We start from the raw sequence: 17,881 nt of genomic DNA on the forward strand, positions 1-17,881 counted from the left end.
CATAACTACACCTCGCTGTCCGGGGGAGGAAAATAACATGGCTCGCTATAACCGCTCTGAAGAAATTGCCCGCATTGAAAAGGACTGGGCGGAGAACCCACGCTGGAAAAATGTCAAACGGACCTACAGTGCAGAAGACGTCGTCCGTCTGAGAGGTTCGGTGAAAATCGAAAACACCATTGCCAGACAGGGTGCCGAGAAACTCTGGGACCTGGTGTATGGCAACCAGTCTAAAAAAGGTTATGTCAACTGTCTCGGTGCCCTCACTGGCGGCCAGGCAGTACAACAGGTTAAAGCAGGTATTGAAGCGATCTACCTTTCCGGCTGGCAGGTTGCGGCAGATAATAATACCGCCAGCACCATGTATCCTGACCAGTCTCTGTACCCGGTTGACTCCGTGCCGGCAGTAGTCAAGCGCATCAACAACAGTTTCCGTCGTGCTGATCAGATTCAGTGGAAAGCCGGTAAGCAAGCGGGTGATGAAGGCTATGTTGACATGTTTGCCCCGATTGTGGCGGACGCAGAGGCAGGCTTTGGTGGTGTACTGAACGCCTATGAATTGATGAAGGGCATGATTGAAGCCGGTGCTGCCGGAGTGCACTTTGAAGACCAGCTGGCTTCCGTTAAAAAGTGTGGCCATATGGGCGGCAAGGTGCTGGTTCCCACCCAGGAAGCTGTTCAGAAGTTGATTGCGGCCCGACTGGCTGCTGACGTTGCCGATGTACCGACCATTGTTCTGGCCCGTACCGATGCCAACGCTGCTGATCTGATTACCTCTGACTGCGATCCTTACGATGCAGCATTCCTGACTGGCGAAAGAACCCCTGAAGGTTTCTTCCGGACTAAGGCCGGTATTGATCAGGCAATTGCCCGTGGTCTTGCCTATGCGCCATACGCGGATCTGCTGTGGTGTGAAACCGCCACTCCAGACCTGGATGAAGCCCGTAAATTTGCAGAAGCGATCAAAGCTGAGTACCCGGATCAGCTGCTGGCTTATAACTGCTCACCCTCCTTTAACTGGAAGAAGAACCTGGACGATGAAACCATCGCCAAATTCCAGCAGGAACTGAGTGATATGGGCTACAAGTACCAGTTCATCACCCTCGCAGGCATTCATAACATGTGGTACAACATGTTTGAACTGGCTCATAACTACGCCCAGGGCGAAGGTATGAAGCATTATGTCGAGATGGTCCAGGAGCCAGAGTTTGGTGCTGCGGAAAAAGGTTACACGTTTGTTGCCCACCAACAGGAAGTCGGAACCGGTTATTTTGATGATATGACAACGGTTATCCAGGGTGGTCAGTCTTCAGTAACAGCATTAACCGGCTCTACTGAAGAAGAGCAGTTCTAGATCGTAAATGCTTGAGCCCCTGATGGATGACGGGGCTCATTTTTAGCGATGAAACATATCTCTGGCCAGTTCAGGATGCACTCTCTTTAGCGCACTCTTAAAACTGAGAGCTGTTTTTTCCTGTGACTTCCTGAGCTTACTGGGCGTTATTAACGTATCGAGAAGTGACCTGACTTTCGCTGACTTGTTACTTTTACGCTGGATACTCTCAAGCTCAGCACTGGAAATAGTAAGTTTATGCGCCAGATTGTTGGTCAGTATTGATACCTGATGAGCAAACAGGCCATCCACCGCTTTATCATAGTTCTCCACTAATTTTTGATAGTCTGACGACTCCGAATGTGCAGTGTGGTAAACAGTAGTGCCACTTTTTGATAATTCGTTGTTCCGAAATTTAGCATTGATTAATCGACGCAGGGCGGCACCATCCCCAAGGGTTGTGTATCGGGAGCACCTGAAAGAATCGAAGTCTGTAAGGATTTCTGCTGTCTGCTGCTCTGCGTATGGCGTGCAGGGTTGTTTAGGAACAAACTTTTTACCAATGGCAGAGGGTGAAAAATTTCTTTCATGTATTGCCCTCCGAAGTGCCTGCACATCTTTGAGTGTTGACTGTGTGGAATTAATGAAGTTTTTTATATCATCAAGAATCCAGACAGCACGTTGATATGCATAAGGCGAACTGAATTTCGAGTAAAAATCCTTTGCTGTTTTTGAGCTATTTCCTTTGCTTGCACCTGAACCTTGATTAGCCCGTTCAGATGATACGAAGGCTGGTACCCCGGGAATCTTCGGAAACATTCACACAATCCTTTAGATAATTATTATAACTGCATCATTTACATAGACTTGTTCTTTATGTATAAGTTCAATTTTTAAGTGATAACTGTCACAGCCCACGCTATCCCGGTGCCCGGGAAAACCGCCCGGCACTGAACTTTTCAGACCTCACAGCCAATCTTGACTATCTTTTAAAGGCGATGGTAGCACCAAAGCCAGTTTGCCTTTAATAAGTTAAAGATGTTGAGGTTATGTCAGCAGTACCCAATGTTAACCAGCTTCCTGATTATCTGAAGTTAAACCATGCTTTTCAGCAAATAAGAAACAATGTGCGCACCACCCCGCTGTTAAAATCCGATGTCTTGAGTGAACTGATCAGCGGGGAAGTGCTGATCAAAGCCGAGTCTCTGCAAATTACCGGGGCCTTTAAATTCCGGGGGGCCTTCTACCGACTGTTAAATTTAACGGATGGCCAGAAAAAACAAGGTGTTACAGCCTATTCTTCAGGAAATTTTGCAGCAGGCCTGTCAGCCGCCGGACAGCTTCTGGACATACCGGTCAGGCTGGTAATGCCCCATGATGCCCCCAAATCAAAAGTCAATAATGCCAGACGTTACGGCGCAGAGATTATTCTCTGCCAATGCAATAAACCTTCCAGGGAGGAAGCTGCCAGCGCTATGGCCAGGCAAATAGCCAAAGACCACGACGCAGTTCTGCTGCACCCTTTCGATGACCACGAGATCATCATTGGCCAGGCATCTGTAGCGCTGGAGCTGCAGGAGCAGTTGGCGATGTCCGGGAAATCCTGTGATCACATTCTCTGCCCCGTTGGTGGTGGCAGCCTGGTGGCAGGATCAAGCCTGGTGTTTGGCAGCAACACCCAGGTATGGGCCGTTGAAGTGGATGGTTACCAGGGCATGGGCATTTCCCTTGAAAACGGCAGGCGCTCTCGAGCCAAAGGTCATATCCTGTGTGACTGTGATGCTTTACTGGCCCTTGAGCCTGGCATTGCCAACCTGGACATCGTTCTGCAAACCGGTGTCAGGGGTATAACAGTCAATCCGCAAAAATCCCATGACGCCATCAGACTCGGTTTTCAGGAGATGAACCTGGTGCTGGAACCCAGCGGTGCGGTGGCCATTGCCGCGATTATGGATAACCCGGCACTGTTTGAAAATAAAACCGTAGTGGCGATTGGCAGTGGAGGTAACGTTGATCCGGATAAGTACGCTGCAATATTAGAGGCTGTCTGAGTATCCGATTGACCGGCTGGTCGTTGGGCAGGCATAACTGGTGAAAATATATCCAACCTGTAGCAATGCCTGCCAGCCCTCCCCCGCAGTGGGAAGGACAGGCAAGAGGGTGTAATCAAAAAGAGCTCAGATATTAATCGATCACGTGCACAGAAGCAGTATTGGTAGTACCGGACTCAACCAGGGCACCGGAAACCATGACAACCAGATCACCAGACTGAACAAAGTTGTGCTTCACCGCCAGCTCTTTACCCAGCTTGTAGAATGCGTCGGTGTTTTCCTGCTGTGGTACCAGGCTGGTGGTCACCCCTTTGCTCAGACTGAGTTGGTTAGCGGTCTTCTCGGAAGAGGTCAGCGCCAGAATCTGGGCTTTAGGGAAGAACTTACGCAGAGAACGTGCAGACTTACCCTGCTCAGTGGCAACGATAATCAGCTTGGCAGCCAGAATATCTGCCGTCTTGACCGCACCACGGCAAACCGCCTGGGTGATACTGCGATAATTGTCGATCTCGGCATCGAACTCTTCAACACGCAGTTCCATGCTGCCATCCGTGCTGTTACAGATGGTTGCCATAACCGCCACAGATTCTGCCGGGTACTTACCTTTGGCACTCTCACCGGAGAGCATAACGGCATCGGTGCCGTCCAGAATAGCGTTTGCTACGTCACCGGCTTCTGCACGGGTTGGACGGGGATTCTTGATCATCGAATCCAGCATCTGGGTAGCCGTGATAACCGGCTTACGGGCATGGTTACACTTGTTGATCATCATCTTCTGAGCAAAGATCACCTGATCAACCGGGATTTCTACACCCAGGTCACCACGGGCCACCATGATGGCATCAGAAACGGCCAGAATGTCGTCGAAGTTATCAACGCCTTCCTGGTTCTCGATCTTGGAAATGATCTGGATTTCCTTACCACCGTTGGCATCCAGCAGTTCACGGATCTCGTTAACGTCGCTGGCTTTACGAATAAAGGAAGCCGCTACAAAATCAACGCCCTGCTCACAACCGAAGACCAGGTCAGCCTTATCCTTTTCTGACAGGGCTGGCAGGTTAACTTTAACACCAGGCAGGTTTACGCCTTTGTTTTCACCCAGTTCACCGTTGTTCTTGACTTCACAGACGATTTCCTGAGCCTTGACTTCTTTTACCGTCAGTTCAATCAGGCCATCGTCCAGCAGAACCGTGTTACCCGGCTTCAGGTCATCGGTCAGGCCGGCGTAGGTAACCGCTACACGCGTGCTGTCACCAATAACAGACGTGTCGGTAGTCAGAGTAAATTCCTGTCCTGCGCTCAGCATGACGTCGTCGCCACTGTGCAGTTTAACAGTTCGGATTTCAGGGCCTTTTGTGTCCAGAAGAATGGCAACACGCTTACCGGTTTCAGCCATGACTTCGCGCAGACGGGCAATACGGGCACCATGCTCGTCAAAGTCACCATGAGAGAAATTCAGTCGCATCACATTCATGCCATTGTCGACCAGTTTGGTCAGCATCTCATGGGATTCAGACTTTGGGCCGATGGTACAGACGATCTTAGTCTTTCTCACTGGAGTTTTCTCCGTCATAGGGGATTTCCGGGAGCCTGTCGGGCATAAGTCCGAGAGTCTCCCAGTGTGATTGACGGTCAGGTATACGAAGTCCCGACACTTTGGTGGGTGCGGATACTACCGCAAAAACGAAAGAAAACCTTGGCCTTTTTACAATAAATCCGTTGTTTTAGATCAGTATTTTCCGAAAATATGTTTAATTAATCACCAACCATAATAACTTATGAAAATGCTTGTGAAACAGTGACTTATTATAGAAAGATTCGTTATTTATGAAGGACTGGGATTGCCCTGCTTCCACAATGCCAGGATCGAAAGAAACAGGACCAGGCATCAAACCAGTCGTTCAGCAGAAACGACAATCCCGTTCAAATCGGCATACAGGAAATGGCCGGGAATGAAGTCCACGCCATGAAACCGAACAGGAATATCGACCTCTCCCTGCCCTTTTTTATCCGTTTTCATCGGGTGTACAGCAAGCGCCTGAACCCCCAGCGGCAGTTGTGAAATCACTTCAACGTCACGAATACAGCCATAAACAATAATACCCTGCCAGCCATTGCTTACGGCCTGTTCTGCCAGCATATCACCCAACAAGGCCCTTCTCAGGGAACCGCCGCCATCAACAACCAGCACTTTACCGTGACCGTCACTGAACACCTGCTCCCGAACTCTGGAATTATCTTCATGGCATTTAATGGTGACAATTTCGCCACCAAAAATATCCCTGCCACCAAAGCTGTTAAAACCCGGGTCAACGACCTGAAGGCTTCCCGGGAAATCATCACACAAATCGGGGGTGGTAAAACTCATTATTATTCTCCCATGACAATTCAGACTGGCATGATAACCAAAAAAAACACCGAGAAAAGCTTTTCCTCTGTGAAATGCGGATTACTTCTCTGCACAATTAAATGCCACACCATAAACGTGCAATGCCCACTATCGCTCGGCATTTTCCCAGTGGTTTTATCAACCTGAACTAAAAACTCAGCGCAGGAACTTTTACCAGACTCAACAATCTACAATTCAGTTCCTGAATACTCTGACAGTTAATAGCAGGATGGGACAAGGATCCAGAAGGTGCTACTTAACAATGGTCGTATAAATAAACCATCTATGAGCCAATCAGGCAGGAGTTATCATGCAACCAATAGCGCAGAGTAGTCTCAGAAGTATAGATGGAAGCGGTTTGAAAAAAGACAAAGATGCGTTAGCTGACGGTCTGAAGCCTATATCCGGTTTAGTGGCTAACTTTAATAAATGTATCAGAGAAGCCTCTAAAACGGATCAGAATCACACAATCAAACGATTGAAAAAGGATTTACCAGCCGGATGGACGACCAGTACAGAAACCGATATTGATCATCGTAAGATGCAGCAAATTGTCGGACTCAGTTTTTCCACGAATCATTTATCCCCGGATACCACATCGCAACAGCCTGATATCGAGATGATACAGTGCGATAGTCGTATTGAGCCGGGCAATATTGCCCCAGCGAAGAGTGAAATTTTTCAATGCCAGGCCAATAATCTTGAATTCATAACGATGGCCAGCTTCGGTGGTTATATTCTTGATGCCTGTTTCAGCCCGACAGGAAAGACCCTCTTGATCAGTGGTTGCGACAGTTTGAATGATCATAGCCTGGTAACCTGTCGGCAAGGTGACGATGGCAACTGGTCGGAGAAGAGCAGGAGTAAGGTCGAAGATTCCGAGGAGATTCTTTTCCAGCTCAACCGGTTAGAAAATACGCTCTTGAGTATCACCCCTGAAGGCCATCTCAATGTGAGTACGCTAAATAGTTATGACCATTGGAAAAAAACGAGGGTGCTTGAGCACCCCCCACTTGAAGATGGCGATGAGCAGGTGAAGGCAAGATTCAGTCCGTTGCAGGACAAGATTATGTCCTGCAATCCGCTCACCGGCAAAATCAACGTATTGCACGTGGATGGTAACAGCCAGTGGACCCTGCTAAACCCGCTGGGGGATATCAGGCAAGTTGGGCTAACAGCACCGGAATTCAATGCCACGAATAATTATTTAATAACTTACAATGGCACAAAAGTGACCATCTGGGGATGTGATGATCAGAGCAACTGCCTTGAGAATAAATTTGAAAAAAATTACGACAGTTCAATTGAAGATTGCCAGATGAGTGATGATGAGCAGCACGCTCTTATCTTCCCCCGGGGCAACCAGGTTTTTTTCCTGGCTCGCGATGTCGACGGCAACTGGTCGCAGGTCGGAGAGGTTCGTCATTCCGCGCAGATAGTAAATCACTGCAACGAAAATGTTTGCAACCGTATTTGTAAAGCCTACCTCAATAACTCAGGGCAGTATGCACTGACCCATGATTTAGCTAAGAAATGTATAATTTCCGGTTATGACGATAATGGTGCATGGGTAGAAAAAAGAGAGATTCCGAGTTGTGATCTTGTCAGCTTCAGCATCTCCGGGCGCAAAGTACTGGCCAGACTCGGCAGAGGCTCTTTTAAAATCTGGGGTTGCCATAGCGGTAACCGTCTGGACAAAGGTCAGCCCCTTGAGCACATCGGCAGTGACAGAGCCTGTTTCAGTCCCTCAGAGAATCTGCTCCTGAGCTTTGGCAATCTGACGAATTACGCTTGCATTTGGGGTGATGACGAAGACGGTAACCTGATTGAGAAAGCAAGGATATGTCATCAGAGGGGGATTAACTTTGCTCGCTTCAATGGTCAGGAGGACAGTGTGCTGAGCATCAGCCGTGATTGCACTGTGAAAGTCCAATGGCTTGACAGAGATGGCAAATGGCAGGGACAGCTGATGGTTCAACATCAAAAAAGAATCGATTTTGCCGATTTTTCCATCTCCGGTCGCCTTGCCTTTACCGTTAGCATGGACGGCACCGCCTGCATCCTGGGGCGTGACGATAATAGCGAATGGACGCTACAGGCCATAACAAGGCATGATGGCTATGTGATCCAGGGCGCTCTGTTTAATAAATTGGATAACCATTTTCTGACTTTTGGTTGCAGTGACAAAGATCATGACAAGTCGGGTTTTGTCCAATTCTGGAGCATTGGTAATGATGGCAAATGGGCAGAAAAAGAACTGATAACACTGGCTCATCCCGTTGAAATTGCCAAATTCAGCCCTGATAGTGATCATATAATGATCCACTGCCAGAATAATTCCGGGAGTGCCACCTTACCCAGAGGTGCTACCGCGCTACTCTGGAAGATTCCTGCCAGCCTCTCAGCATGAAAAAATAGCCAGTTCTACTTAAACAAACCTTAGAGCAGGAACTTTTGCCAAATTCAATAATCTACAGCTCAGTTCCTGAATGTTTAGACAGGTAATAGCAGGATGAGACCAAGACCCAAAGGATGCTAATGATCAATGGTCGTATAAATAAACCATCTAAGTAGTTGGCCAAATGGAATCGTATATTTCTGGCTAAGTGGGCAGTTGCTATGCAAGGCGCAACGTAGGGAGCATAGCCGTAGCTATGTGACCGGAGTTGCAACGCCGCAGAGTGACTGACAACTTAGTCAGAAATATATGATTCCATTTGGTTAACTACTTATGTACCAATAAGGCAGGAGTAACCATGCAACCAATAGAGCAGAGTTGTCTCACAAGTTTAGATGGAAGCGGCTTGAAAAAAGATGAAGAGGCGTTAATTAACGGCCTGAAGCCAATATCCGGGTTAGTGGCTAACTTTAATAAACGTATCAGAGAAGCCTCTGAACAGGGTCAGGATCAATCGCTCAAACGACTGAAACAGCATTTACCCTCCGAATGGACGACCAGCATAGATATAGATATTGAGCATCGTAAGCTGGAAATTGTCGGGCTGCATTTGTCCACGAATCGTTTATCACCAGGCAGCACATCGCAACAGCCTGGTATCAGTACGATACAGTGCGATAGTCGTATTGAGCCGGGCAATATTGACCCGGCGACGAGTGAAATTTTCCAGTGCCAGACCAATTATCTTACGTTCCAAAAGAAGGCCCACTTCAGTTGTTATATTGTTCAAACCTACTTCAGCCCTTCGGGTAAGCACCTCTTCATCAGCGGTTGCGACAGTTTGAAAGATCATAGCCTGGTAAGCTGGCGACAAGACGCGGATGGTAACTGGTTGGAGAACAGCAGGAGCAGGGTTGGGGCCCAGCAGATTATTCCCCAGCTTAACCGGTCGGAAAACACGCTTCTGACTTGCTGCAGCGAGGATGGCAAGGTCAAGGTGAGTACACTCAATAGTGATGGCCATTGGGTGGAGTCGCGGGTGCTTGAGCACTCGCCACTTGAAGATGGCTACGAACCAGTGATGGCAAGCTTCAACCCGGTGCAGGACAAGATTATGACCTACGATCAGTGCGCCGGCAGCATCAATGTTTTGCGATTGGATGGCAGCCGGTGGACTCTGCTAGACCAGCCAGTAAAGATCAGACAATGTGGGCCAAGAGCACTGAACTTCGTCCCCACGAATACTTTTTTAATGACTCACAATGTTGAAAAAGCGACCATCTGGCACCTTAATGAGCAGCGCAACTGTATTGCTCGTGTATTTGTCAAGGCTTGCGACCGTGTAATTTCTGATTGTCAGTTGAGTTGGGATGAGAGCCATGCCCTTGTCCTCCTGGATAACCGGGTTTTCTTTCTGGCTCACGATGCCTACGGCAAATGGTCGCAGGTCGGAGAGGTCCATCATTCTGAGCAACCCGTAGAAATTAACCAGGGCGTTAGAGGGACCAACCGTATTTGCTCAGCCTCCTTCAATCCCTCAGCGACATTTGCACTTACCCGTGATTTAGCCAGAAAAACAAAAATTTCCGGTTATAACGCTAATGTTGACTGGGTAGAAAAAATAGAGATCCCGAGTTGTGATAATGCCACCTTCAGCACCTCGGGGTACAAAGTACTGGCCGACTTCGGTGGTGGCTCTTTTAAAATCTGGGATTGCGGTTCAGGCAATCTGAACAAACCCCAAATCCTTGAGCACCCCGGCAGTGACAGAGCTATCTTCAGTCGTTCAGAAAAACAGCTCCTGAGCTATGGCAATGAAACAAATTACGCTTGCATTTGGGGTGATGACAGGGAAGGTAACCTGATTGAGAAAGCACGGGCATGTCATCAGGGAGGGATTATCATTGCTCACTTCAATCTTAAGGAAGACAGTGTACTGACCGTCGGTCATGATTGCACTGTGAAAATTCAGGGGCTTGACACAGACGATGAATGGCTGGAGCAGCTGGAGGTTAAGCATCAAAAACCAATTGATGTTGCCCAATTTTCCCGATCAGGCCGTCTGGCATTTTCCGTTAGCCAGGACAGTACCGCCGGCATCATGGGGCGAGACGACAAGGGCAAATGGACACAACAGGCATTGACAAAACCCGGTCCCTATTTGATCAAATGCGCCCAGTTTAATAAATGGGAGAACCATTTCCTGATCTTTGGCAAAGATTACAAAGATCATGACAAGCCGGGCTTTGTGCAACTCTGGAGTATCGGTGATGATGGAAAATGGGCAGAAAGAGAGATGATAAAACTGGATCATCCCGTTAAAGTGGCCGATTTTAGCCCCGATGGTGGTCATTTAATAATCCACTGCAAAAAGAACCCCGGGGGGGTACCCAAAGGGGACACAGTACTTCTCTGGAAGATTCCTGTCAGCCCCCCAGGGCAATCTTTGCACAACCCTACACAGGGACTATCAAGTCATTCCGCCAGATAGAGCCAGGTTTCCAGAACCGAATCGGGGTTCAGGGAAACGGTATTAATACCCTCTTCCATCAACCAGCGGGCAAAGTCAGGATGATCACTGGGCCCCTGGCCGCAAATACCGATGTATTTCCCCTGTCGGCGACAGGCCTGAATCGCCATGGACAACAACTGCTTGACGGCGGCATTACGCTCATCAAAAAGGTGAGCAATCAAGCCGGAATCCCGATCAAGCCCCAGGGCCAGCTGAGTCATATCGTTGGAACCAATGGAGAAGCCATCAAAATATTCCAGGAACTCATCAGCCAGCAGCGCATTGGATGGCAGTTCGCACATCATAATAATCTTCAGGCCATGTTCACCACGACGAAGTCCAAAGTCAGACATAATGTTGATGACCTGACGGGCTTCATCCGGCGTTCGGACGAATGGCACCATCAATTCAACATTGGTCAGACCGAACTCCTCCCTGACCCGCTTCATGGCCCGGCATTCAAGCTCAAAACAGTCCCTGAAGGATTCCGAGATATAGCGGGAAGCGCCACGAAAGCCCAGCATCGGGTTCTCTTCATGGGGCTCATAGATCTTGCCGCCAATCAGGTTGGCATATTCGTTAGACTTGAAGTCTGAGAGTCGGACAATAACTTTTTCCGGGGCAAAAGCGGCAGCAATAGAAGCGACGCCTTCAACCAGTTTTTCAACGTAAAAGTCGACAGGATTGCCGTAGCCCGCCATTCGCTCATCAATCTGCTGTCTGACAGCATCGGGGACGCTGTCCGGATTAGTTTGATAGTTCAGCAAAGCCTTGGGATGAACACCGATCATCTTGTTGATAATAAATTCCAGTCGAGCAAGCCCCACACCCGAATTGGGCAGTCGGGAGAAACTGAAAGCCCGGTCAGGATTCCCCACATTCATCATAATCCTGAAGGGCAACTCAGGCATTTGATCCAGATCTTTCTTCTGGTGCTCAAACGGCAACTCACCCTGATAAATAAAGCCGGTATCCCCTTCGGCACAGGAAACCGTTACCGCCTGACCATCTTTCAGTCGGCGGGTAGCGTCACCACACCCGACCACTGCTGGAATACCCAGCTCTCGGGCGATAATAGCGGCGTGACAGGTACGCCCACCCCGGTTGGTGACAATGGCTGAAGCCCGTTTCATAACCGGCTCCCAGTCCGGATCAGTCATATCGGTAACCAGCACATCGCCATCCTGAACCCGGTCCATATCCGCCAGATCATCCACCAGACAGACACGCCCCTGACCAATGCGCTGGCCAATACTGCGGCCTTCTGCCAGAACATTACCCTGTTGCAACAGGCGATAACGTTCCAGCGTCCTGGACTCAGTTCGACTTTGTACTGTCTCAGGCCGGGCCTGAACCACATAGAGCTGCTGGTCATCGCCATCTTTGGCCCACTCGATGTCCATGGGTCGGCCGTAATGGGCTTCAATGGCCATGGCCTGACGGGCCAGTTCCAGCACATCGGCATCATTGATGGAGAACTGCTGGCGCTTTTTAAGGTCAACGTCCACGGTTTGCACCGATCTTCCGGTCTCTGGAGCATCACCGTAAACCATCTGAATCGCCTTGCTGCCCATATTCCGCCTGAGAATGGCAGAGCGCCCTGCTTCAAGTGCGGGCTTGTAAACATAAAATTCATCCGGGTTTACTGCCCCCTGAACCACGGTCTCTCCCAGGCCATAGGAGGAGGTGATAAATACCGCATCGCGGAAACCCGACTCGGTATCCAGAGTAAACATCACCCCGGCAGCCCCAGTTTCACTGCGCACCATCCGCTGAATTCCGGCCGACAGCGCCACATCCCGATGGTCAAAGCCCTGATGCTCACGGTATGAAATGGCACGATCATTAAAGAGAGAGGCAAAGACTTCCCGAACCGCTCGCAGAACATTCTGTGCACCACGGATATTCAGAAAGGTTTCCTGCTGCCCGGCAAAGGAGGCATCGGGCAAGTCTTCCGCCGTTGCCGATGACCGCACTGCCACAGCCAGATCCTCCTGATCACCACAGAGTTCACGGTAGCTGTTGACAATGGCCTGTTCAAATTCCGGTCGAAATGGCTCATCCATAATCCATTGACGAATATTGGCACCCGCCCGGGTGAGCTGTTGAATATCATCAATATTCAGTTCATCTAGCAGGGTATGAATTCGATCATATAACCCTGAGCCATCCAGAAAGTCTCGATAGGCCTCTGCCGTGGTGGCAAAGCCACCGGGTACACGAACCCCTGCCCTGCCAAGGTGGCTGAGCATTTCTCCCAGCGAGGCGTTCTTGCCACCAACCCTCTCCACATCACTATTGCCCAGGGCATCCAGGCCCACAACAAACTCTGGTAAAGATGAACTGTTCAAGCCACTCTCCTGCCTGTACTCCAAAGGATTACCATGGGTTTCACCGCTGAGAATTCACCGACCGTGCTGTCAGAGTTCCACTCTGCCAGGGCCATAAATAAAGCTGTCATAGTACTGCCAATAAGACGACACCGGTTACCTCACCGGGAAGATTTCGGTATAGTTTGTTTGAAAATGTTATTGATTGGAAGAGTTTTTTACTTTGGATCACATCATTTTGATCTACCTGTACCAGAAACAGGTGATCTCAAGCTATTACCCCCTGAATTTATGCTGCTGGAGTCGATAAAATGGAGCGATCGGTATTTTTTATCTCTGATGGTACTGGCATTACCGCTGAATCCTTTGGCCAAAGTCTGCTGGCCCAGTTCTCGGGGCCTACATTCCGTCACCACACCCTGCCCTATATTGATACCCCCGAAAAAGCCGTTCGGGCACTGACCCTGATTAAAGAGACTCATCAGCATGAGGTGATTCAACCTATCCTCTTTATGACGGTGTTGAATGAAGAGGTCAGCAAACTGCTGCACACCAGCGGGGCTTATATTATTGACCTCTTTGCTACCTTCCTTCCCGGCCTGGAGATGGAGTTAGGCTCACACCCGTTGTATACCGTTGGCAAGAAGCGTTCCACAACCAGCAGTGCCAGCTATCACCGTCGCATCGAAGCGGTGCAGTTTGCCCTTGATAATGATGATGGTGCCCGCATCCGACACTATGAAAAGGCCGATATTATCGTGCTGGGTGCCTCCCGTTCGGGCAAAACACCCACCTGCATCTATCTTGGTTTACAGTTTGGTATCTATGCCGCCAATTACCCCATTACCGAGGATGATTTTGATAAGGGCATCAAGCTGCCTGATTTTCTTCGCCCGCACAAAGAACGTCTTTTTGGTTTGACCATCAATCCGGCCCGGCTCTCAGGCATCAGAAATGAGCGCCGTCCAAACAGCCGCTACTCATCAGTCAGGCAATGTCAATATGAAATACAGATGGTTGAACAGATCTATAACCAGGAGCAGATCAGCTATATCGATACCACTGAATTTTCTGTCGAAGAGATTGCAACACGGATCATGGATCAGGCCAATCTGACAAGAAGGCTGAAATAACCATCATTCAAAACTCATCAGGCCCTGAGGACTGCCCTTAATTAAATTGTTGCATAACAGTTATTTTTTCCTTGTGGCCCGCGGAATTGAATTTTTTTTCCTTCCCCTTGTCGAATGGTTGGAAAGGCATCTTTGACAAGAGGAAGAAAACGTGGATGTAACAGGCATAAAAACCGATACGACTAATGCATCAGACTTAACTTCAGAAGCCAGCTATTGCGACGAGACAGGAAATTATAAATCTCTGACAGTGCGACAAACTGAAGACAAGGAGGTACACCTCAACCCTGTCAATTCTGGCTCCGACAACACTGGAGAATCTGAAACCAGTGCAGCAGGTTCTAACAGGTTGTTTACCCTTACTGGCAGCAAAGTCAGTCATTCTGAACCTTGTGGTCCGAAAGCTACTGGAAGCTTTACAGGAAGTTCTACAGGAAGCACCGAAGGCAGTCAGAATGTGACTTCCAGCGCTGGCCTTCACTTGGTAAACCAAACGGGTTTGCAGGCATTGCTCACCTTAAAAGATGTTGAAAAACAATATGTTAAGGAAGAATTGAAGAAACTTGTTCAACAGCTTGATGAATTACACGTCGGTGTCAGTTTAAGGGGTAAAGTCTATAACCTTAAAAGAAATATCTGGCAATACATTGATGAGGACTTAATCCTTGTGGGTAAACGTTTTTACTCAAAGGATATTCAATTAAGAAAAATAATAGCGGATGGCATTCAAGGAGTACTTCGGGATATCGCTATTTGGGCAGGGATCAACACCAGCAACCTGAAAGTACTGACCTATATTATTGAACAAGGGTTTCCCATCATTAACGGCCCTGCCTGGATGGATCCGAATCCTGAATCTATCGTTTACCTCCCTTTTGATACAATGATGAAACTGGTAGACAACTGCAACCCGTATTGCCCGGACCTATTATTTGTTAAGGCTATTTTCGCTGGTGCGGACCCTCAATTTGACGTTCTTACCCAGACGATTTTAACTCGACGCATGAATGATGGACTGTTTCAGGAAACAATCGCTAAATCAATACCAACCGTTTCACATACAAGGTTAATGGTGTTCTTCAATTACCTCCGTCAAAAATGTAATGCCAGAGATATGATTGAAGACTTATTTAGGCATAAGTTCAGCAACCACCGAACTTCAAATCTTCGCGAGATTTATAGATACAAAGACAGCATAATATTGCTTTTTGTTCTTGAAGCCATTGCACAACAATCACCGGATAAAGCCCGTACCCTTATTTGTTCATTTTCTCAGCGTGAACAGCAAGTGATGGCAATGACAGCTCTTTTGGGAGGACTGCATCAATCTACCGAATTATTATGTGGAATGGGTATTACCGTCGCCAGCAAGCCGTTTAAGGAAGCATCCGTTAATTTAAAAAATTCTCCTTTTCTTATGGCCAAAGAGGCTGGATTGACCAATGAACGATTATTTATCAATACAGTAAATCGGGTAGCTCCATTTTTATGGACCTTGCCCGATAATGATGGGCTACAGTGGTACAAGGATACAATTTTTCCCAATAAGAAAGGACATTCGTTTATCCATCTTGCCATGAAGCAAGCGTCCATTTACCAGGAGGGAAATCATGAATCGAAAAAATGGTCAGGCCCGGATCATACCAAACATTTGCGTCTGGGCGATGTAAGCCTGTGGGCGACAAAAATTTTTACGGTATTGGATGATACTATTTCTACCAACATTACGGGGCTTTTACAGAAAGATCCTCGTTATTGTGAGGCATGGAACATCCTGATCAGCAGGGCTAAATGCTGTAATGGCCTTACCCATCCTGATGATTTTATGAAATTCATGGACTGGCTGTTGATCGATGGCCTGTCACTGGTTCGAATGGAGCCGGAATACCGGAAGGAAGAGGCAGCCTTTACCACTCGCCAAAAAAGTTATCGCCCGGATCTGTGGCCGGATCCACATAGTCAGGTTCCAATAGATGAGCGACTGGCCTACTCAGCATCAGATGAGCTACTGGTAGCCTATAGCAAAGTCGTCACAACATTACATTTTGACATCATTGAATCATTTCTACGCCTTGCCCCTCCCGGCCATCGAATACATGTGCTGAATCACTGGTTAACTGATCCTGATTGTGCAAAACAGCGGGAAACCTTATTTCGCCAGACTGTTTACCCCCTTAATAATTTGGAAAGTCCTAACATTTGGCAGTTGTTGCTATCACTGGATAAAGATTATCAACCACCGGAAAATCAGTTTGATAATGACTGGAAAAAACCGGGCAATCCGCAACAGTGGACAGCGCCGCCCCCGACAGTATCATTAACGGGAGAATATACCGAGGTGCACGGACGTACGTTTGCCATTCAGCGTACGGATGATGGCTGGGATTACCTGGAGTTTCTCAGCGATACGGAAAAACCGGAAGAGCTGGCAAAAACGGGTAATAAAATCAGCCTGTTGGCATCCATAGCCAGTCAGTATGGCTTGAAAAGCTCGATTCCCCAAGTTGTCGGCAGATATCACTGGAGCAATGCGCCAATTGATTCGACAACAGTTACGCCTCCAGCCAAAAGGTCAAAATCCGGGGAGAAGTGTCGCGATATTGAAGGCAAGGCAGGTTATTGCCTTCACCTGAAATCAACCAAAGATTCACCTTTTCATTTATACCCCTGCGATCTCGATCCCGTAACACAGGCGGATCAGATTTTCGCGGGACTCTGTAACTTTGCCCATGATTGCGGTGTTTTATTCAGTTGCGGATTGTATGCTCCAGCAGTAATAACAGCAGACCGTGATTCCATGACTAGCAGAAAACACCATGTCCTTTCATCTTATGTGGATGCCCCTTTCGAGGGGATGATGCTTCAGTGGAAAAAAGCGTCAGAACATCCCAGTGCAGGTCCCGCAGGCATACGAAATGCGGGTGATACGAAAAGTATGATTGAGCTGGGTGAAGATTACTTTTTCTCCAAAAGATGTCAGAAGTTTCTTGATTTTGAACAATCAGAGGACCGGGCCAAGGTGGCATTTTCAGAACTGGCCAACAATGCCCAGGGACTGGTATTGCAATATGCCCGCTGTTTTCAACAACAGTTCGATCCTGACGACAGGGAGTCCATGCTGAATCATGAGCGTAAAATAAAGACAATTCTGACCACGCTGTTTCACAAGGCCTTTCCCCAATTCACAGAAGAGTGCGTGAATCAGGCCATGGATGAAAATGAGCTGCTGTCACAGGCTGTCAGAGAGGTCATCTACTGGTGTGGTCATGACGCCAGATTCATTAACGATATAAAACAAAACATAATTCCGAAATCCATATATCCGGGTTGTTCAGAAAGTACCAATATTGCTGATTTCAGTATATTGAAACGTCGTGAGCTGATTCCCAACGTTGGTTTTGTTACATGGGATAACCAGCCAGACCTTGGCGTTCAATATGGCGTAAATCCATTGGTTGCTCTGAATGCCGTGATCGTCAAGCTACTGGCCTTAGGAGCCCTGACCTCTTTGTGAGTTAAATCTCTCATGATCGCTTTGTTGGCATTTATCATCTCTTGCGGCCGGGAATTGTTACTGCGAGACATAATTCACCCTCTATACTTCGGATCGAAGGTATATCCGGGTGCGGAACTGACAACAATTTGCAGTCTTCCGAACGAGATCGGTCAATGCGTCATCATTGATGTATTCGCCAGCTCCCGGACCAGGCTTCTAAACGGGCAATATGCGCCAGG

10 protein-coding genes are annotated in these 17,881 nt (G+C 48.2%); 6 read left to right on the forward strand and 4 right to left on the reverse strand.

All coding sequences use genetic code 11. The annotated features are described in order from the left end of the window. The first annotated feature begins 37 nt into the window (after positions 1-37). Positions 38-1,354, forward strand: a complete 1,317-nt coding sequence (gene aceA, locus ACO6UY_RS00525) for an isocitrate lyase (RefSeq protein WP_422444963.1) — start codon at positions 38-40, stop codon at positions 1,352-1,354. A 42-nt stretch (positions 1,355-1,396) separates the two neighbouring features. On the opposite strand, the gene ACO6UY_RS00530 is transcribed toward aceA, so the two are convergent. After that, on the reverse strand, positions 1,397-2,152 hold the full coding sequence (locus ACO6UY_RS00530) for a hypothetical protein (RefSeq protein ID WP_422459097.1): 756 nt from the start codon (positions 2,150-2,152) through the stop codon (positions 1,397-1,399). 230 nt (positions 2,153-2,382) lie between these two features. Here ACO6UY_RS00530 and ACO6UY_RS00535 point away from each other — a divergent pair, with 230 nt between their 5' ends. Next, positions 2,383-3,384 carry a threonine ammonia-lyase gene (locus tag ACO6UY_RS00535; protein WP_422488778.1) on the forward strand — a complete coding sequence of 334 codons (1,002 nt, stop codon included), beginning with the start codon at positions 2,383-2,385 and terminating at the stop codon, positions 3,382-3,384. Positions 3,385-3,517: 133 nt separating this feature from the next. Here the strand turns inward: ACO6UY_RS00535 and pykF are convergent, their stop codons facing one another. Continuing rightward, a complete protein-coding gene (gene pykF / locus ACO6UY_RS00540) occupies positions 3,518-4,957 on the reverse strand; it encodes a pyruvate kinase PykF (RefSeq protein ID WP_422488780.1) in 1,440 nt (479 codons plus the stop codon). 315 nt (positions 4,958-5,272) lie between these two features. Continuing rightward, positions 5,273-5,752, reverse strand: coding sequence for a ribonuclease E activity regulator RraA (gene rraA / locus ACO6UY_RS00545; RefSeq protein ID WP_269674391.1), 480 nt, complete (start codon positions 5,750-5,752; stop codon positions 5,273-5,275). A gap of 331 nt (positions 5,753-6,083) precedes the next feature. Here rraA and ACO6UY_RS00550 point away from each other — a divergent pair, with 331 nt between their 5' ends. Together ACO6UY_RS00550 and ACO6UY_RS00555 are read left to right on the forward strand one after the other, a co-directional pair. Further along, entirely contained in the window at positions 6,084-8,183 is a 2,100-nt protein-coding gene (locus ACO6UY_RS00550) for a WD40 repeat domain-containing protein (protein ID WP_422488782.1), read from the forward strand. 346 nt (positions 8,184-8,529) lie between these two features. After that, a complete protein-coding gene (locus ACO6UY_RS00555; protein WP_422444974.1) occupies positions 8,530-10,662 on the forward strand; it encodes a hypothetical protein in 2,133 nt (710 codons plus the stop codon). Here the strand turns inward: ACO6UY_RS00555 and ppsA are convergent. Then, on the reverse strand, positions 10,647-13,034 hold the full coding sequence (ppsA, locus tag ACO6UY_RS00560; RefSeq protein WP_422444976.1) for a phosphoenolpyruvate synthase: 2,388 nt from the start codon (positions 13,032-13,034) through the stop codon (positions 10,647-10,649). The two genes, ACO6UY_RS00555 and ppsA, sit on opposite strands and share 16 nt — an antisense overlap. A gap of 290 nt (positions 13,035-13,324) precedes the next feature. On the opposite strand from ppsA, the gene ppsR reads away from it, so the two are divergent. Beyond that, positions 13,325-14,146 carry a posphoenolpyruvate synthetase regulatory kinase/phosphorylase PpsR gene (gene ppsR, locus ACO6UY_RS00565; protein ID WP_269674394.1) on the forward strand — a complete coding sequence of 274 codons (822 nt, stop codon included), beginning with the start codon at positions 13,325-13,327 and terminating at the stop codon, positions 14,144-14,146. A gap of 553 nt (positions 14,147-14,699) precedes the next feature. After that, complete coding sequence (locus ACO6UY_RS00570) at positions 14,700-17,660, forward strand: hypothetical protein (protein WP_422488783.1); 2,961 nt, start codon at positions 14,700-14,702, stop codon at positions 17,658-17,660. Positions 17,661-17,881 lie beyond the last annotated feature (221 nt).

Source organism: Endozoicomonas sp. ALE010 (assembly GCF_049310165.1).
Lineage (GTDB): Bacteria > Pseudomonadota > Gammaproteobacteria > Pseudomonadales > Endozoicomonadaceae > Endozoicomonas.

Excerpts from the sequence above, each read along its gene's own strand:
- aceA (WP_422444963.1), top strand. The coding sequence starts at position 38 with ATGGCTCGCTATAACCGCTCTGAAGAAATTGCCCGCATTGAAAAGGAC.
- ACO6UY_RS00550 (WP_422488782.1), top strand. The coding sequence starts at position 6,084 with ATGCAACCAATAGCGCAGAGTAGTCTCAGAAGTATAGATGGAAGCGGT.
- ACO6UY_RS00535 (WP_422488778.1), top strand. The coding sequence starts at position 2,383 with ATGTCAGCAGTACCCAATGTTAACCAGCTTCCTGATTATCTGAAGTTA.
- ACO6UY_RS00530 (WP_422459097.1), bottom strand. The coding sequence starts at position 2,152 with ATGTTTCCGAAGATTCCCGGGGTACCAGCCTTCGTATCATCTGAACGG.
- ppsR (WP_269674394.1), top strand. The coding sequence starts at position 13,325 with ATGGAGCGATCGGTATTTTTTATCTCTGATGGTACTGGCATTACCGCT.
- ACO6UY_RS00555 (WP_422444974.1), top strand. The coding sequence starts at position 8,530 with ATGCAACCAATAGAGCAGAGTTGTCTCACAAGTTTAGATGGAAGCGGC.
- rraA (WP_269674391.1), bottom strand. The coding sequence starts at position 5,752 with ATGAGTTTTACCACCCCCGATTTGTGTGATGATTTCCCGGGAAGCCTT.
- pykF (WP_422488780.1), bottom strand. The coding sequence starts at position 4,957 with ATGACGGAGAAAACTCCAGTGAGAAAGACTAAGATCGTCTGTACCATC.